Origin of the sequence: Thioclava nitratireducens (assembly GCF_001940525.2) — a bacterium.
Classification (GTDB): domain Bacteria; phylum Pseudomonadota; class Alphaproteobacteria; order Rhodobacterales; family Rhodobacteraceae; genus Thioclava; species Thioclava nitratireducens.
In genome coordinates this window covers 3,328,267-3,347,450 of the sequence record NZ_CP019437.1, presented here as the reverse complement: position 1 = coordinate 3,347,450, position 19,184 = coordinate 3,328,267, and the positions used below count along the sequence as shown (strand labels likewise).

Annotated in this window: 17 protein-coding genes and 1 tRNA gene; 11 read left to right on the top strand and 7 right to left on the bottom strand. The window is 66.4% G+C overall.

What is annotated here, in order from left to right:
* The first annotated feature begins 72 nt into the window (after window positions 1–72).
* Both BMG03_RS15975 and BMG03_RS15970 read left to right on the top strand, forming a co-directional pair.
* Window positions 73–1,152, top strand: coding sequence for a class I SAM-dependent methyltransferase (locus BMG03_RS15975; protein WP_075774165.1), 1,080 nt, complete (start codon window positions 73–75; stop codon window positions 1,150–1,152).
* A gap of 40 nt (window positions 1,153–1,192) precedes the next feature.
* Window positions 1,193–2,002 carry an SDR family NAD(P)-dependent oxidoreductase gene (locus tag BMG03_RS15970; RefSeq protein WP_075774166.1) on the top strand — a complete coding sequence of 270 codons (810 nt, stop codon included), beginning with the start codon at window positions 1,193–1,195 and terminating at the stop codon, window positions 2,000–2,002.
* A 4-nt stretch (window positions 2,003–2,006) separates the two neighbouring features.
* On the opposite strand, the gene BMG03_RS15965 is transcribed toward BMG03_RS15970, so the two are convergent.
* Window positions 2,007–3,212 (bottom strand): MFS transporter, encoded by a 1,206-nt coding sequence (locus BMG03_RS15965; RefSeq protein ID WP_075774167.1) that lies wholly within the window; start codon window positions 3,210–3,212, stop codon window positions 2,007–2,009.
* Window positions 3,213–3,391: 179 nt separating this feature from the next.
* Here BMG03_RS15965 and BMG03_RS15960 point away from each other — a divergent pair, with 179 nt between their 5' ends.
* Complete coding sequence (locus BMG03_RS15960; protein ID WP_075774168.1) at window positions 3,392–3,952, top strand: hypothetical protein; 561 nt, start codon at window positions 3,392–3,394, stop codon at window positions 3,950–3,952.
* 4 nt (window positions 3,953–3,956) lie between these two features.
* Here the strand turns inward: BMG03_RS15960 and hemC are convergent, their stop codons facing one another.
* Window positions 3,957–4,910: a hydroxymethylbilane synthase gene (gene hemC / locus BMG03_RS15955; protein WP_075774169.1), complete on the bottom strand. Its 954-nt coding sequence runs from the start codon at window positions 4,908–4,910 to the stop codon at window positions 3,957–3,959.
* A gap of 98 nt (window positions 4,911–5,008) precedes the next feature.
* Here hemC and hemE point away from each other — a divergent pair, with 98 nt between their 5' ends.
* Entirely contained in the window at window positions 5,009–6,040 is a 1,032-nt protein-coding gene (gene hemE / locus BMG03_RS15950) for a uroporphyrinogen decarboxylase (RefSeq protein WP_075774170.1), read from the top strand.
* Window positions 6,041–6,233: 193 nt separating this feature from the next.
* Here the strand turns inward: hemE and hemF are convergent, their stop codons facing one another.
* Window positions 6,234–7,133, bottom strand: coding sequence for an oxygen-dependent coproporphyrinogen oxidase (gene hemF, locus BMG03_RS15945; protein WP_075774171.1), 900 nt, complete (start codon window positions 7,131–7,133; stop codon window positions 6,234–6,236).
* Between the two features lie 115 nt (window positions 7,134–7,248).
* On the opposite strand from hemF, the gene BMG03_RS15940 reads away from it, so the two are divergent.
* Window positions 7,249–7,656, top strand: a complete 408-nt coding sequence (locus BMG03_RS15940) for a hypothetical protein (protein ID WP_075774172.1) — start codon at window positions 7,249–7,251, stop codon at window positions 7,654–7,656.
* Between the two features lie 4 nt (window positions 7,657–7,660).
* On the opposite strand, the gene BMG03_RS15935 is transcribed toward BMG03_RS15940, so the two are convergent.
* Window positions 7,661–8,323 carry an arylesterase gene (locus tag BMG03_RS15935; RefSeq protein ID WP_075774173.1) on the bottom strand — a complete coding sequence of 221 codons (663 nt, stop codon included), beginning with the start codon at window positions 8,321–8,323 and terminating at the stop codon, window positions 7,661–7,663.
* A gap of 40 nt (window positions 8,324–8,363) precedes the next feature.
* Between BMG03_RS15935 and BMG03_RS15930 the strand changes: the two genes are divergently transcribed.
* Both BMG03_RS15930 and BMG03_RS15925 read left to right on the top strand, forming a co-directional pair.
* Complete coding sequence (locus BMG03_RS15930) at window positions 8,364–9,062, top strand: ABC transporter ATP-binding protein (RefSeq protein WP_075774174.1); 699 nt, start codon at window positions 8,364–8,366, stop codon at window positions 9,060–9,062.
* A complete protein-coding gene (locus BMG03_RS15925; RefSeq protein WP_075774175.1) occupies window positions 9,059–11,566 on the top strand; it encodes an ABC transporter permease in 2,508 nt (835 codons plus the stop codon). Before BMG03_RS15930 ends, BMG03_RS15925 begins: the two co-directional genes overlap by 4 nt.
* A 126-nt stretch (window positions 11,567–11,692) precedes the next feature.
* On the opposite strand, the gene BMG03_RS15920 is transcribed toward BMG03_RS15925, so the two are convergent.
* Together BMG03_RS15920 and BMG03_RS15915 are read right to left on the bottom strand one after the other, a co-directional pair.
* Complete coding sequence (locus tag BMG03_RS15920; RefSeq protein WP_075774176.1) at window positions 11,693–12,154, bottom strand: lytic transglycosylase domain-containing protein; 462 nt, start codon at window positions 12,152–12,154, stop codon at window positions 11,693–11,695.
* Window positions 12,155–12,256: 102 nt separating this feature from the next.
* Window positions 12,257–14,485, bottom strand: a complete 2,229-nt coding sequence (locus BMG03_RS15915) for a heavy metal translocating P-type ATPase (RefSeq protein WP_075774177.1) — start codon at window positions 14,483–14,485, stop codon at window positions 12,257–12,259.
* A gap of 125 nt (window positions 14,486–14,610) precedes the next feature.
* On the opposite strand from BMG03_RS15915, the gene BMG03_RS15910 reads away from it, so the two are divergent.
* From BMG03_RS15910 to mnmH, 3 genes are all read left to right on the top strand, one after another.
* The gene (locus BMG03_RS15910; protein ID WP_075774178.1) at window positions 14,611–14,817 is read left to right on the top strand and encodes a YgaP family membrane protein; all 207 of its coding nucleotides are present in this window, start codon (window positions 14,611–14,613) and stop codon (window positions 14,815–14,817) included.
* Window positions 14,818–14,948: 131 nt separating this feature from the next.
* Entirely contained in the window at window positions 14,949–15,533 is a 585-nt protein-coding gene (locus BMG03_RS15905) for a L,D-transpeptidase (protein WP_075774179.1), read from the top strand.
* Complete coding sequence (gene mnmH, locus BMG03_RS15900) at window positions 15,533–16,582, top strand: tRNA 2-selenouridine(34) synthase MnmH (protein WP_075774180.1); 1,050 nt, start codon at window positions 15,533–15,535, stop codon at window positions 16,580–16,582. Before BMG03_RS15905 ends, mnmH begins: the two co-directional genes overlap by 1 nt.
* A 174-nt stretch (window positions 16,583–16,756) precedes the next feature.
* Here the strand turns inward: mnmH and selD are convergent, their stop codons facing one another.
* Complete coding sequence (gene selD, locus BMG03_RS15895) at window positions 16,757–18,922, bottom strand: selenide, water dikinase SelD (protein ID WP_075774181.1); 2,166 nt, start codon at window positions 18,920–18,922, stop codon at window positions 16,757–16,759.
* Between the two features lie 137 nt (window positions 18,923–19,059).
* On the opposite strand from selD, the gene BMG03_RS15890 reads away from it, so the two are divergent.
* Window positions 19,060–19,136, top strand: a tRNA-Met gene (locus tag BMG03_RS15890).
* Window positions 19,137–19,184: the final 48 nt, after the last annotated feature.

The window sequence follows — 19,184 nt, the reverse complement described above, 5'->3', positions numbered from 1 at the left end:
CAAAGCGGTTCCTTGCAAATTCAGTCGCGCCCGCCTATCTGGCGGGCTCGTTTCTTTCAGAGGGTTCCCTGCATGAGCCATCCGCGACTTTCGCTCGCTCTCGAGATGCCCGAGGCGCTTCCGCCCGAGGGAGACATTGCGCTGTTCTCGCCCGTGGGCACGCTGGACCTTGGCGGCCTGCCGGTTGATCGCCTCGTCGCGATCCAGCCCGAGAAACCCGATCATGACGTTCTCGCACAGCGCGGCCTCCGCGTCTCGCCGACTGCCGAGGGCAGCTATGCCGCCGCGATCATCTTCGCGCCCCGCGGCAAGGCGGAGGCCCGCGCCCTGATCGCCGATGCGTGCCAGCGTGTGGCTCCTGGCGGGCCGATCTATGTCGACGGGGTGAAGACCGAAGGGATCGACTCGCTGCTCAAGGAATTGCGGGGACGGGTGGACCTGTCCGCGCCGATCGCGAAGGCCCATGGCAAGATCGCATGGTTCGCGGCAGACCCAGATCTGCTGAGCGACTGGGCGGCGCAGGATATCCATCCTGTCGAAGGTTTCGTGACCCGTCCGGGTGTGTTTTCCGCGGATGCGGTGGACGAGGGTTCAGCGCTTCTGGCCGAATGCCTGCCCGAGACGCTGCCAGCGAAGGTAGCCGATCTCGGCGCCGGCTGGGGCTGGCTCTCGGCGCAGATCCTTGCACGTAAGGGCGTCGAGCGTCTCGATCTGGTGGAATCGGATGCGGTCGCGCTGGACTGCGCGAAACGCAACATTTCCGATCCGCGCGCACAGTTCCTTTGGGCGGATGCCACGCGGCATGCGCCGGAAGAGCGCTACACTGCCGTCGTGATGAACCCGCCCTTCCACGGGGCTGCACGCGGCGCAGACCCGGCGCTGGGGCTGGCCTTCATTCAGGCTGCGCGTGGTATGCTGTCGCTGTCGGGCACGCTCTGGATGGTGGCGAACCGCCATTTGCCCTATGCCGACGCGCTCGCCACCGCGTTCCACGAGATCGAAGAGATCACGCCGCCCAGCGGCCCCTCCACCCGTTTTCGTATCATCCGCGCAGCCAAGCCGATCCCGGCCGGAAAGACCCCGGGGAAATCTGCGGGCATGCGCGCCACAGCCGAGCCGAAACGTACCCTTGCCCCTCGCAAGCGGCGCTAAGCTCGCCTAACCTGCCTCAACATCCACGAGGAGACACCCAATGTCCCTTTCTGTTTCCGGCAAGACCGTCATCGTCACGGGCGCAGCCCACGGTATCGGTCAGGCCATCGCGCGCCATTTCGTCGATCGCGGCGCGCAGGTGATGTTCGCCGATATCGATGAAGAAAAGCTTGCCGCCGAACTGGGCGACACCGCCAAGACCGAAGGGCCGGTGCGCTATTTCTCGGGCGACCTGTGCGAGAAGCTGGCGGTGAAGAACCTGCTCTCGGCCACGGTGGACGCGTTCGACCGGATCGACATTCTGGTGAATTGCGCGCGCACCTTCGCGCCCTGCGACCCGCTCGAACCGTCGGTGGACGTACTCGACTCGATGCTGTCGCAGAACATGAAATCGGCTTTGCGGGTCAGCCAGATGACCGCGAAGCGGATGATCAAGCAGGCCGAGGAAGAGGGTCGCACCGAGGGTGAGATCGGCTCGATCATCAATGTCTCGACGCTGGCCTCGAACCGCACCCAGCCCGAACTGATGGCCTATTCGATCGCCTGCGCTGCGCAAGATCAGGCGATCCGCTCGCTCGCCGTGGCGCTCGCGCCGAAGCGGATTAGGGTAAACGGTGTCAGCTTCGCCTCGGTGATGAGCCGTTCGCTGCAGGATGCGCTGAAGGAAAACGACGACTGGCGCGAGGCGATCTGCGAAGGCACGCCGCTGGGCCGGATCGCACCGCCGTCGGAACTGGCCGAGACGGTGCAGTATCTGGCGTCCTCGGGGGCGAGCTTCGTCACCGGGCAGATCATCAATGTCGACGGCGGACGCAGCCTTCTGGACCGCGTGCAGGTTCCGGCCTTCTAAGGGGTCAGGACCTTGCCGCGCGCCGGTCCATCGCCCAAAGCGCGCCCGCGCCTGCAACGCCCAGAAGCGCACCTGCCGCCGCGGCCAGCTCATAACCCGCAATAGCCGTGCCGATGGCAAAGATTGCCGCGGAGAATCCATCGCCTGCCAGCTTTTGCAGCGCCATCAGCGAGGCTCCTGCGCCGGGCCGGTTCGACAGCAGGTCCTGCAGATAGGCCATCGGTTGGGTTAGAACGACCGCGCCGCCGATCGCGCCGGGCAGGGCGAGAAACCAGACATAGGGCGTTGCAGCCAGCACCGGGATCAGTCCCAGATGGGTCGCGTAAAGCGCGGCTCCCGCCCAGATCATCGTCGTCCGCTCGATCCGTCCCAGAACAAGCGGCAGCGCCAGCATGAAGGGCACTTCCAGCCCCGCCATCAGGCCAGCATAGAGCGCGGTATCGGCGGCCCCACGGCCCGGCGTCGCCTCGAACACCAAGCCCATCACCACGAGATAGAGCATCACCGCCCCGTTGATCGTGCCAAGCGCCACGACGCGGGCAAGGATCGGCAGGTTCGCCATCTCGCGTAAGGATTGCCGGAAGCTCAGCCCGGATTTCGGGTCGGGCCAGCGCGTCGCCCCGTCACGCGGCCAGAAGAGGAAGGTCAGCGCGAGGATCGTGGCCCCGAGGGTCAGCGTCACCGGGTAGATCGAGGTCAGCTCCGCCCCCTGATCGAAGATCACCGACCAGATCGGTAGCACCACGACCCAAGGCAGCGCGAAAAGTGCCCGCAGGGTCGAGAGGATCGCGGGTCGGTCCTCTGCCGGATGGGTCGAGGCCGCCAGACGGGACAGCGCGAAAAGCTGCCCGAAGATCGACGCCGAGAGCGGCAGGATCAGCGCGTTGGCGATCACGAAGACCACCCAGTTGTCGCCCGCCAGCACCAGCCCAGAGCCCGCGATCAGCATCGCCGAGGTGCCAAGTGCGATGGCGCGGCGGTTCGCGCGCTGATCAGCGAGGATGCCAAGTCCGACCGAGGCCGAGACCGACAGCACCGAGGCGACCATCAGCACTCCCGAATAGGCGCGATCCGACAGGCCGAACACCTTGATCGCCAGCGCCGAGACATAGGGCCCCATCGTCGCCGCATGGGCGCCGAACAGCACGAGCAGCACGGCGGCGAGGCGCAGGGCGGGATCGGACAGGACAAGGCGGATCGGGCGCAGCATGGCGCCGCTTTGCGCTTTCGGGCGACCAAGTGCAAGAGGGAGGCGTCAAGCCTTCCTCGTGGACCTACAAAGACTTAGCGAAAAGCCCGGCGGAAAACCGCTCTCGGGAGGGAACGGCGGTGCCGCAAAGCTCGTTCAGAAGACAGGGCGGAGAGGTTGTATATGTAAAAGGAAGTGTCATGCTCTCGCGTCATATCGCACTGAAGTTCGATAATGTGATCCGCAATATCTTCGTCCGCGCGGAGGTGCCGCCATCGCAGGTGTCGACACCGCGCCTCGGGCGGCTGGAGGATGCCGAAACTGCCTTGGAACAGGATTGCGCCCGCGTCGTGCTGGCGATGCCACGGGACGAGCGCGATGTGCTCTGTCTGACCTATGGCCTTAGCGGTCACGCCCCGATCCCGCCGCACCGGGCAGCCGATGTGCTGGACTGGACTCTGATCCAGACGATGACCGTCGGCGAGGGGGCGATCCTGCGGCTCCGCAACGCCAAATCCGCCCGCATCGCTTTCGAACCGCTGCTCGAGAACCTGCATCCGCGTCTTCTGGCGGCGGCCGACGAGATCTATGAAATGCGTCTGGCCGAGGTGCCGCGCAAGCGCCGCGACAAGGTGCTGAAAAACCTCTGGTGCGATATCAGCCCGCTGGAACGCCTCGCCTTGCGCGGCTTCGGCGATGGCGAAATCCCCGAGATGGAGCGGGCGCTCGAGCGCCGCGCGGCGGGTCAGCTTCTGTGCTGAGTGCTCAGCGCCAGTCGAAGAACCCTTCGCCCGCCTGAGACAGCAGATCGCGCGCGAGGTGTTCGCCCATCGCGGCGCCCTCGTCGATATTGCCCCAGCGCTCGCCCGCGAGCGCCTCGGAGCCGTCGGGACGTAGGATCTGACCGCGCAGCCAGAGCCGGTCGCCCTCGATCAGTGCGAGCCCGGCAATCGGTGTCTCGCAGGAGCCGTCCAGCGTCGCGAGGAAGGCGCGTTCCGCCAGTAGGCGCTGCTCGGTCACCAGATCATGGATCGGGGCCAGAAGCGCCTCGGCGCGAGCATCGGCCATCCGGCGCTCGATCCCGATCGCGCCCTGTGCGACAGCCGGCAGCATCTCTTCGGGGGCGATGGGCCCGCGCGCCGAGTCCTCCATCCCCAGACGCCGCAGCCCCGCATAGGCGAGGAAGCTCGCAGCCGCGACACCGTCCGCCAGCTTCTTCAGCCGGGTCTGCACATTGCCGCGAAACTCGACCAGCTTCAGATCGGGTCGCACATGGGCAAGCTGCGCCCGGCGACGCAGGCTGGAGGTGCCGACCGTCGCCCCTTCGGGCAGGGCCATGATCGAGTCGTATTCCAGGCTGACGAAGGCATCGCGCACGTCTTCGCGCGGCAGATAGCAATCGAGCACCAGTCCCTCGGGCTGCTCGGTCGGCATGTCCTTCATCGAATGCACGGCGATATCGATGCGGCCATCGACCATCGCCTCTTCGATTTCCTTCGTGAACAGGCCCTTGTTGCCGATCTCCTTGAGCGGTTTGTCCGCCGCGATCATCGCCCGGTCGTCGCCCGTGGTCTTGATCACCACGACCTCGAAAGCGTCTTCGGGCAGGCCATGCGCGGCCATCAGCCGGTCACGGGTCTCATAGGCCTGCGCCAGCGCCAGCGGCGAGCCGCGGGTGCCGATCTTGAGCGGGGATTTCGCATCGGGCATCTGTGTCATGGCCCCGGAATATCCGCGACAGATGGACCTTGCAAGAAGCCCCGCGCTTGACATGACGCCACAGGTCGCGTCGAAGGGGGCAAAGAGGAGGCGCCAGAATGACCGACAAGACGATCCTGCGAGCTTTGAAAGGCGAAGTGCTGCCGACCCCTCCGGTCTGGATGATGCGGCAGGCGGGGCGCTACCTGCCGGAATATCGCGCGACGCGGGCGAAGGCGGGCGATTTCCTGTCGCTGTGCTACACCCCCGAACTGGCCGCCGAAGTGACGTTGCAGCCGATCCGCCGCTACGGCTTCGACGCGGCGATCCTGTTCGCCGACATCCTGCTTCTGCCGCAGGCTCTGGGCGCCGATCTGTGGTTCGTGACAGGCGAGGGCCCGCGCCTCTCGACGATCACCGGGGCCGACGATTTCGCCAAGCTCAAGACCAAGGACGACATCCACGAGACGCTGAATCCGGTCTATGAGACGGTCTCGATCCTCTCGGAAGAACTGCCGAAAGAGACCACTCTGATCGGTTTCGCCGGCGCACCGTGGACCGTCGCGACCTATATGATCGCGGGGCGTGGCACGAAGGATCAGGGTCCGGCGCATGCGCTGAAGGCCGAAGACCGCGAGACCTTCGTGAAAATCATCGACCTGCTGACCGTCTCGACCATCGAATACCTTTCGAAACAGGTCGAGGCCGGAGCCGAGGTCGTGAAGATCTTCGACAGCTGGGCGGGCTCGCTCAAGGGTCAGGATTTCGAGGACTTCGCCGTCGAACCGGCGCGCAAGATCATCGCCGAGATGAAAGCGCGTTACCCGGGTCTGCCGGTCATCGCCTTCCCGCGCGAGGCGGGCAAGGGCTATATCGGCTTCCATCAGAAGACCGGCGCCGATTGCGTCGCTCTCGACAATTCGGTGACACCGGAATGGGGTGCAGAGCATGTCCAGGTGTCGGGCTGCGTACAGGGCAACCTCGCATCCTCGCATATGGTCACCGGAGGTCAGGCGCTGATCGACGAGACCCGCCACGTGGTGCAGGCCTTCAGCAAGGGGCCGCATATCTTCAATCTCGGTCACGGGATCACTCCCGATGCCGATCCGGAGAACGTGGCGCTGATGGTCGAGACGATCCGCAACGGTTGACACGCGATTTCGACCGAGAGCGCGCGCGTCCGAGTATTCGGGCGCGCAACTATTTCTTCCTCTTGGTAAAAATATCCCGGGGTGAATTCGCGTAAGCGAAGAGGGGCAGCGCCCCTCTTTTCTTTCCGTTTACGTGCCTGCGCGCGGGTGGGGCAGCGCCCCTCCACCTCGCGCCCATGAGGCCATCAGCCCTTCAATACCACTTCGCGACGGGCGGCAGGCTCATCAGGACCGCATCCGCATTGTGGCCGGTTTCCAACCCGAATTTCGTGCCCCGATCATAGACGAGGTTATATTCGGCATAGAGCCCGCGATGACGCAGCTGGGCTTCGCGGTCCTCTTCGGACCAGTCCTGCACGCGGCGTTTCTCGATCAGCGGCTGGAAGGCGGGCAGGAAGGCCGCGCCCACCGATTGGGTGAAGGCGAAATCGTCCTCCCACTCATCGGTGTTCAGATCGTCGTAGAAGATACCGCCGACGCCACGCGCACGGCCGCGATGGGGGATGAAGAAATACTCGTCCGCCCAGGCTTTGAAATGGTCGTAATAGGTCTTGTCATGAGCGTCGCAGGCGGCCTGCATCTCGGCGTGGAAATGCGCGGTGTCCTCGTCATACTCAAGACACGGATTGAGGTCCGCGCCGCCGCCGAACCACCACGCGCCGGGCGTCCAGAACATCCGGGTATTCATGTGTACGGCGGGGCAATGCGGGTTCTGCATATGCGCGACCAGCGAAATGCCTGCGGCCCAGAAACGCGGGTCTTCCTCCATCCCCGGCACGCCGCGCGCGGCCATCGCCTTTTGCGCGCGGGGGGCCAGTTCGCCCCAGACGGTGGAGATGTTCACGCCGACCTTTTCGAAGACGCGACCGCCGCGCATCACGCTCATCTTGCCGCCGCCGTGGTCCTCGCCCGCGGGGCCCTTGCGCTCGGTCGGGGTGACTTCGAAGCGACCCGGCGCCTGCTCGGACAGCGGACCTTCGGTATGACTGTCCTCCAGCCCCTCGAACGCCGCCACGATCCGGTCGCGCAGGTCCGAGAACCACTGGCTCGCGCGGGCCTTGCGGGCGTCGAAATCCTCAACCGTGTCTGTCATGCGTCGGGCCTCCCAAATCTCTGGCGTGATCCTTAGCAGGCGTGGGCGGGTGCGGGAAGGGCGCGATTGATCGCGGGCGGAAGCGGGCGTAGGCTGAACGCGAAGGAGACCGCCCATGCGCCACGCCCTGATGCTGATCCCGCTCGTCCTGCTCGCCGCCTGCGGCACCCCGCAGGAGCGCTGTATCCGGCAATCCACGACCGAACTGCGCCGCGTCACCGATCTGGTCAGCGAGGTGCAGGGCAATCTCGCGCGCGGCTATGCGTGGCAGAGCTACGAGACCACGTCGAGCCGGTGGGAAATCTGTGGCTACGACACGATCACCAAGGGCGACAAGCTGATCCAGAAGCCGCGCATGTGCCTCGAGGATTACACTGTGACGCGCCAGCGACCGATCCCGATAGATCCGGTAATCGAAAAGCGCAAACTTGAGGCTCTGTTGAAGCGGCAGGCGGAACTGTCGAAGGCCGCCGAGGCGCAGATCGCAGCCTGCAAGGCGGCTTATCCCGAAGAGGAGAGCTGAGCGCTCAGCTCCCTGGCTTCACCTTTGCCAGAAGCTCCAGCACCTTCGGCCCCAGCGCCGCCACCACCTTTTTGACGCCGGCAGGCGAGGGGTGGATATTGTCGGGCTGCATCAGGTTGGTCTTCGCGCGCTCCTCGATCGAAGTCTCCGTGATCGGGGCGAGCAGGTTGGGCACCAGAACCGCATCGTATTTCTTCGCCAGGTCAGGATAGATCGCGTCGAAATCCTTCTGGTATTTCGGGCCGAAATTCCCCGGTGCGGGAAGGCCTGCCAGCAGTGCCGGAATGTCCTTCGCCTGCAGTTTCGCGAGGATGCCGTCGAGGTTCGCGCGCGCCTGTTCCGGGGGCAACCCCCGCAGCAGGTCGTTGCCGCCCAGAGCCACGATCACCGCATCGGGCTGCGGCGTCAGGAGCCAGTCGATCCGCGACAGCCCGCCCGCCGTCGTGTCGCCGGAGACGCCGCCATTGATGACGCTGACATCCTGCCCGTGATCGCGCAGCCAGCCTTGCAGCTGCGGGACCAGCCCGTCGGTCGGATTATCGAGCCCGTAGCCTTGGGTCAGCGAGTCCCCGAGCGCGAGGATCGACACCTCCGCCATCGCGGGCACAGCGCTCAGAGCCAGCCCTGCGGCGATAAAACCGGCCGCGATCCGCTTGCGTATCCCCATGCGCGGCCCATATCCCTTTGAAGCAAAAGAAAGACGGCGCATGAGTGAAACGATCCTTGAGTTGAAAGACGCGCGGCTCGCGCTCGACGGCAATACCGGCCCGGTCGAGATCCTCAACGGGATCGACCTCAGCATCGCGAAAGGGGAAAGCGTCGGGCTTACGGGGCCGTCTGGATCGGGCAAATCGTCGCTCCTCATGCTGATGGGTGGGCTGGAACGCGCCACCTCGGGGTCTGTCACCGCTTTGGGTCACGATCTCTCGAAGCTGTCCGAGGATGCGCTGGCGCGGTTTCGTCGGGGTAATATGGGGGTGGTTTTCCAAAGCTTCCACCTCATCCCGACGATGACAGCGCTGGAAAACGTCGCGATGCCGCTGGAAATCGCAGGCGTGGAGCGCCCGTTCGAGCGCGCCGCGGCAGAGCTGGAGGCCGTCGGGCTGGCGCATAGGCTCGACCATTATCCCAGCCAGATGTCGGGCGGCGAGCAGCAGCGCGTGGCGCTGGCCCGCGCGGTCGCGCCGCGACCTGCGATCCTGCTGGCGGATGAACCCACCGGCAATCTCGACAGCGCCACGGGCGAGACGATCATCGAGCTGCTTTTCGGCCTGCAGGAGAAACACGGCGCGACGTTGGTGCTGGTGACCCACGCGCCTGAACTGGCCTCGCGCTGCGACCGGATCGTGGAGCTGCGTGATGGAGAAGTCGTGGGCGATCACATTGCTACGGGCACCCCCGCATGAGCCTCGCGCTCTCCATCGCCCGGCGCGAGCTGCGCGGCGGCATTCGCGGCTTCTGGGTGATGTTGCTCTGCCTCATGCTGGGCGTGGCGGCGATCGCCTCGGTCGGTCTGGTGCGCTCCGCGATCGAGCGTGCGCTGTCGGATCAGGGCGCGGTGCTCTTGGGGGGCGACGCGCAATACGAATTCACCTATCGCCGCGCCAAGCCCGAGGAGCTGCAATGGATCACCGACCGCGCCACGGCGGTCTCGGAGGTGATCGACTTCCGCTCGATGCTGTCGACCGGCACCGATCCCGCCGACCGCGCGTTGACGCAGGTGAAGGCGGTGGACGGGGCCTATCCGCTGACCGGCAAGCTGAAGCTTGATCCGCCCGTCGCGCCTGACGCGTTGACGGGGCAGGGCGGCTTGCCGGGGATTTTCCTCGATCCGATCCTCGCTGACCGTCTGGGCCTGAGCCCTGGTGATAAGGTGCAGCTGGGCGGGCAGGATTTCGTGATGATGGCGCGGATCGTGCGCGAGCCGGATTCGACCGGGACGGGGATGGGCCTCGGTCCGCATTCCATCGTCTCCCTGTCGGCCATCGAGAACACGCCGCTGCTGTCGCCCGGCTCGCTCTTCGAGACGGAATACCGCGCGACGCTGCCGCCAGACACCGACCTCGCCACGCTGAAACAGCAGGCCGAGACCCGGTTCGACGGGGCCGGTATGCGCTGGTCCGACCGCCGCCGGGCCGCGCCGGGGGCGGAGCGTTTCGTGCAGCGGCTGGGCTCTTTCCTCGTGCTGGTCGGGCTTGCCGGGCTGGCCGTAGGCGGGGTCGGCATCTCCGCCACGGTCGCTGCGTGGATCGAACGCAAAGCGCCCACCATCGCGACCCTGCGCGCGCTCGGCGCGACCGGAGGCACGATCCGCGCGGCGTTTCTGCTGCAGCTCGCAGCCCTCGGCCTCGCGGGCATTCTCGCCGGGCTCCTCCTTGGTGCCGGTCTCGTACTCGGCGCATCCGGGCTGATCGAACGCGCGCTACCACTGCCGGTCGAGATCGGCCTCGATCCCGGCCCGCTGGGCGAGGCCGCGCTCTACGGCGCATTGGTCGCGATGCTGTTTGCGCTCTGGCCGCTCTCGCGCATGTCGAAGATGCGCGCGGCGACGCTTTACCGCGACACCGGCGCAGGCCGCCGCCTGCCGGGCTGGCCCACGCTTCTGCTGACGGCAGCGCTTCTGACGATCATCGTCACCGTCTCGGCGTGGTTCTCGGGTCTCTGGACGCTGACGCTGGCGAGCCTCGGCGGCATCGCCGTGGCGCTTCTGATCCTCACGCTCGCGGCGAGCCTGATCCGCTGGCTCGCGCGTCGCGCCCAGCACCGTGCCCGGGGCCGCCCCGTGCTGCGCGCAGCCCTTGCCGCTATCGGCGGGCCGCGCTCCGAGGCGCGCTCGGTCATCCTGTCGCTCGGCCTCGGCCTCTCGGTTCTGGCCGCCGTGGGACAAGTCGACAGCGGCTTGCGCGGTGCGATCGACCGCGATCTGCCGAAGGTCGCGCCGGCCTATTTCGTGATCGATATCCAGCCCGACCAGATACAGCCCTTCACCGATCTGCTGGCTGACATGCCAGAGGTGACCAAGGTCGAAAGCGTGCCGATGTTGCGCGGCGTGATCGCCAAGATCAACGGCGAGGATGCGCGCAAGACGCATGGCGAGCATTGGGTGCTGCGCGGCGATCGCGGCGTGACCTATGCCGAGACCCCGCGCGAGAAGATCACCGCGGGCGAGTGGTGGCCGAAGGACTATAACGGCCCGCCGCTGGCCAGCTTCTCGGCCAAGGAGGCGCAGGAGATCGGCCTGAAGCTCGGCGATACGATCACGGTGAACATCCTCGGGCGCGACATCACCGCGAAGGTGACCTCGTTCCGCGATGTGGATTTCTCGACCGGCGGGATCGGTTTCGTCCTCACGCTCGATCCGGCGGCGCTGCGCGGTGCGCCCCATACATGGCTCGCCACGATCTACGCGCCGCCAAGCGCCGAGGCGCAGGTGATGCGCGATCTGGCGGAACGCTTCCCCAATATCACCGCGATCCGCGTGCGCGATGCCTTGCAGCGCGTGACTGATGCGCTCTCGGCCATCGCGCGGGCGACCTCGCTAGCGGCGGGCGTGACGCTGCTTACCGGCTTCGTCGTGCTGATCGGCGCGGCGGCGGCAGGCGAGCGCGAGCGGGCCTGGGAGGCGGCGATGCTCAAGACGCTCGGCGCCACGCGCAGCGCGATCCTAGCGAGCTTCGCGCTGCGCTCTGCGCTGATGGGCGCGGCGGCGGGGCTGGTCGCGATCCTGTTTGGCGGGCTCGCGGGCTGGGCCGTGGTTCATCTGGTGATGGGCGCGGAGTTCCATTTCGCCCCGATGCCTGCGCTTCTGATCGTGGCGGGCGGTGTGATCGCGACGCTGCTCGCGGGTCTGGTCTTCGCTTTGCGCCCGCTTGCGGCCCGGCCTGCCGGGGTGTTGCGCGCGCCTGAGTGAGGGCAGCTTTGCGTGGAAAGGCCGGATGCCTCCGGCGGGGATATTTCGGAGAGAGCGTTTTGCTTCGCCTTGGCGCAAATATCCCCCGCGGAGCGTCCCTCAGTTCGAGGACGCGCAGGTTGCGGGTCAGCGCAGCCCGGTTTCGCGGAGTAACCCGCGCCGTTTCGCCTCGTAGTAATAGCCGCGCGAATACCATTTCACCGCGCGATCTTCCGATCCGTCCGAAACGAGCCACGCGCCGCGCAGGTATTTCACTGCGTATTTCAGGTTGGTATCGGGATCGAGCAGGTCATGCGGCTTGCCGCGAAAGCCCATGCCGCGCGCGGTTTGCGGCAGGATCTGCATCAGCCCGTAATAGGGGCCATTGCGGGCATCGGCGCGGTAACGGCTCTCGCGCTGGATGACTCGGTGGGTCAGGGTGCGCGGAACGCCGTAGTGGTCCGAATAGCGGTTGATCAGGGCGCGGATTTCCGGCGTCTCGTTGCGGTGGAGCGGCAGCGCATAGGCCGGTTTCGGAATCGGCCGCGGCGAGCCGCCGCAGGCTGCGAGGGCGCTCAGCGAGAGAAGGAAGAGGCGACGAGTCAGCATGCGGGCGCTCCAATCGAGGTCTTCCGCAGCTAAGCGCCCTCCTTGCCGCTTGGGAAGGGTGGAGTTCCGGCCTCGGCGCGCTCTTGCCGATCCACGCCCGGATCACCGCAGGGCGCGGCGCAGGCGCAGCGCGTTGGTGACCACGAAGACCGAGGAGAAGGCCATCGCGCCCGCAGCCAGCATCGGTGACAGGCCGGGCCCGCCGAAGGGCACGAGGATGCCCATCGCGACCGGGATCAGCGCGACGTTATAGGCGAATGCCCAGAACAGGTTCTGCCGGATATTGCGCATCACCGCGCGCGACAGTTCCAGCGCCATCGCGACGCCGTTCGGATCGCCGCGCATCAGCACGACCTCGGCGGCCTCGATGGCGACATCGGTGCCGGTGCCGATCGCGAGGCCCACATCGGCGGCCGCCAGCGCAGGGGCGTCATTGATGCCGTCGCCCACGAAGGCGACCGGTCCGATCTGGCGCAGGCTCTCGACCGCATCGCGCTTGCCGTCGGGCAGCACCTCGGCCTCGATCCGGTCGATGCCAAGATCGTGGCCCACGGCTTCCGCGGTGACGCGCGTGTCGCCGGTGACCATCGCCACCTGTTTGCCCGCCTTGTGTAGAGCGTCGATCGCTTCGCGCGCCTCTGTCTTGATCGGGTCCGACAGCGCCATCAGCGCGACTGGCCGGTCGTCGAGCGACATCCACACCGGGGTGCAGCCTTTCGCGGCCAGCGCCTTCGCACGTTCGGCATAGGGCGTGATATCGGCTCCGGCCTCTGCCATCGCGCCGGCATTGCCGATCCAGAGCTTCGCGCCTTCGGCCTGCGCGCGCAGCCCCTTGCCGGCCAGCGCCTTGACGCGTTTGACCGGTGCATGGGTAATACCGCGCGCTTCGGCCTCGGCGAGGATCGCCCGGGCCAGCGGATGTTCCGAGCGCGCCTCGGCGCCTGCCGCGAGCGCGAGGATTTCCGCCTCGGGCAGGTCGGCGAGCGGCTCGAGATCGGTCAGGGCGGGGTGGCCTTCGGTCAGCGTCCCGGTCTTGTCGAAGCCCACGACCGCGACTTCCGAGAGGCGTTGCAGCGCGTCGCCACGGCGGAAGAGCAGGCCCAGCTCGGCGCCGCGTCCGGTGCCCACGAGGATCGAGACCGGTGTCGCCAGTCCCATCGCGCAGGGGCAGGCGATGATCATCACCGAGATTGCGGCGACGAAGGCGTGCGAGAAACCCATCCCGGCGATCATCCAGATCGCGAAGGTCAGGAGCGACAGCGCCATCACCACGGGCACGAAGACGCGGGTGACTTTGTCGACCAGTGCCTGCACCGGCAGTTTCGCGCCCTGCGCAGCTTCGACCATCGCGATGATCCGCGACAGGACGGTGTCGCCGCCGGTTGCGGTGACGCGGTAGCTCAGCGCGGATTCGCCATTCACCGTTCCGCCGGTGATCGGATCGCCTTCGGATTTCGCGACGGGCACGGGCTCGCCCGTCAGCATGCTCTCGTCGATATGCCCCGCGCCTTCGGCGATTACCCCGTCGAGCGCGACTCGTTCGCCGGGGGCGAGCAGCAGAATGTCGCCGGGCACGAGTTCCTCGATCGGCCGTTCCTCCACCCCGTTTTCGGTCTGCACACGCGCGGTCTTGGGTTGCAGACCGATCAGCCGCGAGATCGCCTCGCCGGCCCGGCCCTTGGCGCGCGCCTCAAGCCAGCGACCCAGCAGGATCAGCGTGACGATGGTCGCCGCCGCCTCGAAATAGACGCCGCGCGCGGCCTCCGGCAGAACGCCGGGGGCAAGCGTGACGAGGGCGGAATAGACAAACGCGGCGAGCGAGCCCATCGCGACGAGCGAATTCATCTCGGGCGCGCCGCGCAGCAGGGCGGGGACGCCGATGCGCAGGAAGACGCGGCCTGGGAAGGCCAGCACCAGCGCGGTAAGGATCATCTGCACCCACCAGCTTGCTTCGATCCCGATCGTGCTGGCGATCAGGTGATGCATGCCGGGGATCATATGCGCGCCCATCGCGAGCACGAAGACCGGGGCGGTCAGCGCGAGCGCGGTCAGGAACTGCCGCCGGAGCTGGCGCGCCTCCTGCAACTGGCGTTCGGCGGCGCTGGGGCCACTGGCCATCTCCTCTTTCAGACGGCCCGGATAGCCGGCCTGATCGAGCGCAGTTTTGAGGCTCTCGAGGTCGGCGGGCCCGTCGAATTCGACATGGGCGCTGCGCGCCATCAGGTTGGCCGAGGCGTTTTGAACGCCGGGTTGTGCCATCAGCGCGCGTTCGACCCGACCGGTGCAGGCCCCGCAATGCATGGCGTCGATTATGAAAGTGGCTTCGCTCATGGGACGTTATCTGATCCCGCGCGGGGCTGCGGTCAAGCGTCGCTAGACATATGCAAGCAATTGAATTTGTCTTGAGGAGATGCTATATTCTGTCTCAACGTAACCTTTTCGTGGAGTACCCTCGAATGAACCTCGACCGTGCGATTTTTGCCTTTGCTGGCGTGATGATCCTGATCTCGCTGCTGCTGGCCGTTTATGTCTCGATGTATTGGCTCTGGTTTACTGCCTTCATCGGCGCGAACCTGCTGCAATCGGCCTTCACCGGTTTCTGCCCGGCTGCAATGATCTTCGGCAAGTTCGGTGTCAAATCGGGCTGCGCTTTCGGTAAGTAATCGACAAAGCGGCAACGATTGGCGCTGGTCTTTTCCGGACCCGAGACCAAATCTTGAGAGGGTGGGGCGGCTTTGCTAGCCTCGCCCTTGGCTTTTCTTGAATGAAGCCACGGGATTTGCAGGAGTTTGAGATGGATCGCCGCGCCTTTCTTCTTTCGTTGGCCGCCTTGCCCTTCGCAAGCCTGCCCGCCTTTGCCGCAACCGAACCCGCGCAAAGCGTCGAGACCGGACCGGCCAAGCGCTGGCCGATCGGCTCGCAATATTACCCGACGAAAGTGGCGGTGAAGCCGGATCTGCCGGTGGGCTCGATCATCATCGTTTCCGACAAGTTCTTCCTCTATCACATCATCGCGCCGGGCGTTGCGATGCGATACGGCGTGGCGGTCGGCAAGGCGGAACTGACATTCCGCGGCAAGGCGACGGTAGCGCGCAAGGTCAAATGGCCGAGCTGGACCCCGACGCCAGAGATGATCGAGCGTAACCCGGCCTACAAGAAATACGCCGACGGCATGAAAGGTGGGCCGGAGAACCCGCTCGGCGCGCGGGCGATGTATCTCTATCAGAATGGGCATGACACGGCGATCCGCATCCACGGCACGACCGAGCCGCGGTCGATCGGGCATGCGGTCTCGAACGGCTGCATCCGGATGGTGAACGATCACGTCATCGAGCTGTTCAACAGCGTTCCCGTCGGCACGCAGGTTACTGTCTACTGATGAAACTTACCTCGATTGCCGAGGTCGCCGCGCTCGATTTCGACACGATCATCGATGTGCGCTCGCCTTCGGAATTCGCCGAGGATCATATCCCCGGCGCCATCAACCTGCCCGTGCTCGACGATGAGGAGCGCGCCCGCGTCGGCACGATCTACAAACAGGTCGCGCCCTTCGACGCGCGCAAGATCGGTGCGGCGCTGGTGGCACAGAACGCAGCCAAACATTTGCAGGGTCCGCTGGCCGACAAGGAAGGCGGCTGGCGTCCGCTGGTCTATTGCTGGCGCGGCGGACAGCGCTCGGGCTCTTTCGCGACGATCCTGAAGCAGGTCGGCTGGCGCGTGGAGCTGGTCGAGGGCGGCTACAAGGCGTTCCGGTCGCTGGTAGTGGAGGCTGGACAGGCGGCGATGCCCTGTCCGGTGGTGGTGCTCGACGGCAATACCGGAACCGCGAAGACCGACATTCTGAAAGCGGCACGGGCACAGGGCGCGCAGGTGATCGATCTGGAGGGGCTGGCCAATCATCGCGGTTCTCTCTTCGGGGCGATGGAGGGCGGGCAGTCGAGCCAGAAGGATTTCGAGACCAGGCTGATCATGGAGATCGCGGCGCTCGACCCGGCGCGACCGGTGCTGCTGGAGGCGGAAAGCTCAAAGATTGGCGATCTCCAACTGCCGAGCGGGATCTGGGCTGCGATCAAGGACGCGCCGCGTGTGCGGATCAGGGCGCCGCTGGCGGAGCGCGCGGAGTATCTGGCGCGGGCCTATGCGGATATCACGGCGGATCCGGATCGGCTGCTTGGGGTGCTCGATCAGTTGCGGCCCTTCCAGCCCGCCGAGCGGGTCGCGGCATGGCAGGCACAGGCGCAGGCCGGTGAATATGCGGCGCTGGCGGGCGAATTGATGCGCGACCATTACGATCCGCGCTACGAGAAACACCGCGCGCGTCATGTGGAGCAGGAGCGGGTGATCGAGGCTGAGAGTCTCGCTCCGGAGGCGATTGAGGGGATAGCTGCGCAGGTGGTAAGAGAGGCGCAGGAGATGGCGGAGCGCTAAGGGGCGTGAGCCCTTGGCACGGGCGACCAGCCTGGGCCGCGCCCGACCCTTCCCCCCGGGAGGGCACATTGGCAATGTCATCGCGAGTAGGCATGTCTTCCGGGCTTGCGAGATAAAGCGCCAAGCCATCTGCCGGTCAAAGCGCCCACCCAAGGGTCGGGCGCGTCCCGTCTCTCACCGCACCCGCAGGAACGCCGGGCCGTCCGCAATCGACCCGATCCGCGCGGCGCGGTAGCCTGCCGCTTCCAGCTTTGCCAACACCTCCGCCGTCTGCGCCTCCGGCACGCTCGCCAGCAAGCCGCCCGAGGTCTGAGGATCGTGCAACAACTCCGTACGCGGCCCCGGCGGCGCGGTCATCCGGCCCGCGCAATTGGCGATGTTTTGCGGCAGGAGCGTCGAGTGTTCGCCCGCTTCCGCCAAAGCTTCGGCGCCCTCCAGCAGCGGGATCGCGTCAAGGTCCAGCTCTGCCGAGACAGCCGACGCCTCGCATAGTCCCAGCAGATGCCCTGCGAGACCAAACCCCGTTACATCCGTCATCGCAGAGGCCACGGGCGCGAGGATCGCGGAGGCGTCGGCGGAACTGCGGGCCATGCTCTCCAGCGCGCCTGCCACCACGTCGCCGGGAGCATGCTTCGCCATCTCGGCGGCGAGGATCACGCCCGTTCCAAGCGCCTTGGTCAGGATCAGTGCCTCACCCGGACGCGCTCGGTCTTGGCCCAGCGGTCGCTCTGCCAGCCCGGTCACGGTGAAGCCGAGTGTCAGCTCCGCGCCCATCGAGGTATGCCCGCCGACGAGATCGCAGCCCGCTTCGCGGAACGCCTCCGACGCGGCACCCAGCATCTCGCGCAGGGCCCGCGCGCCCAGTTCCTCGGACTGGCGAGGCAGTGTGACCTGCGCCAAGGCCGCCTGCGGTGCCGCGCCCATCGCCCAGGCGTCGCTCATCGCATGCAGCGCGACGATCCGGCCCAGAAGCCAGGGATCTTCGGTGAAGGCGCGGACGTGATCGGTGGTGAAGACCTGTGCTTGCGAGCCGCAGGACAGAACGGCGGCATCGTCGCCCGGACCGCTCAGCACATCCGCGCGTGCAGGTGCGGGCAAGTCAGATAGCGCCTCGCGCAGCGCCTGACCGCCCAGCTTCGCGCCGCAGCCGCCGCACATCGGTTTGCTGCCCAGCACCTCCGCGATTCCCTGCGCGTGCTCGCGTGGCAGGGGGGGTGTCGGCATCGCGGGCAGATCGTGGACCTTCGCCATGAACTTGCGGTCAATCCGGTTCTTCCAGTGCCAGAGCCACGCGCCGTTCAACGGCAGCCCCCATTTATCGGCCACCGCCAGCTTGCCGCCTGCGGAGATCAGTTTCAGATAATCGCGCTGCGGCTGATAGGTCTTCATCTCTCCGCCCGAAGCGGCAGCGCGCAGGTTTGCGAACAGCGGCTTGGCCTCGCGCACCGCATAGACCCCTGCCTTGGGACGCGGCGCGTGGCTGAGATGGGCGATGTCGCCTGCGGCGAAGATCGCGGGGTCCGAGCTTTGCAGCGTCGGGCCGACCGTGACGAAACCGTCGGTCAGATCGAGTCCGGTTTCGGGTAGCCAGTCGGCGGGTTTCGTGGACCCCGTGCCGATGATGAAATCGGCCTCGGCTGTGCGGTCGCCTTCCAGAAGGAGCCGTCCTTTTTCCGCCCCGATCAGCGCCGCGTCGGTCTCGATCTTCACGCCGAGCCGTGCGCAGTGTTTCAGCATCGCATTCCGGGCGCCGGTGCCGAGCGCGCGCAACGCCTCGGGGGCGGCCTCATAGACCGTTACCTGGGCCTGTGGCAGACGGTGTGCACAGGCCATTGCAAGCTCCACGCCCGCCACGCCGCCGCCGACCACGGCGATCTTTGGCGACTCGGGCGGATTGGCGGCGAAGGCGTCCCAGGCATCGGCGAAAGCGTCGAGCGGTTTCGCGGGCACGACATGCTCGCGAAATCCCGGCAGCTGCGGCATCTCTGCCGTGATCCCGATATCGATCGAGGCCACGTCGTAGGCGATCGGCGCACGCCCCGGCACTTCGATCAGCCGCCGGGCCCGATCGATTCCCGTCGCGCGCCCCAGAACCAGCCGCGCGCCAGCATGTCTTGCGAGCTTCACCAGATCGAGCTGCAACTCGTCGCGGGTATAATGCCCCGCCACATGGCCCGGCAGCATCCCCGAATAGGCGGCGGAAGGCGCGGGGTTGATCACTGTCAGCCGCACGCCCGGAAGCGGCTTCATCCCCCACATCCGCAGCACCAGCGCGTGGGTATGACCGCCCCCGATCAGAACGATATCGCGTGTCAGGGGCAGGGCAGGGGCGGCGTGCATGGTCTCTCCTTTTCTCCTCCTGCCTAGCCTTTGCGCGCGGCTTCGCCAATTCCCAATATGCCGCAGCGAAATGGGGGCAATTTTCCCGCAAAACGTCCTTGACTGGACGATCCGCTTTGCCTAGTTAGCCCCCCAGTGGCTAGGTAGCTCAGCTGGTTAGAGCACACGACTCATAATCGTGGGGTCGGGGGTTCAAGTCCCCCCCTCGCCACCACTACTCCCCTCTTTCGGGAGAGATGCGAAAAGGGCGCCCCGCGGGGCG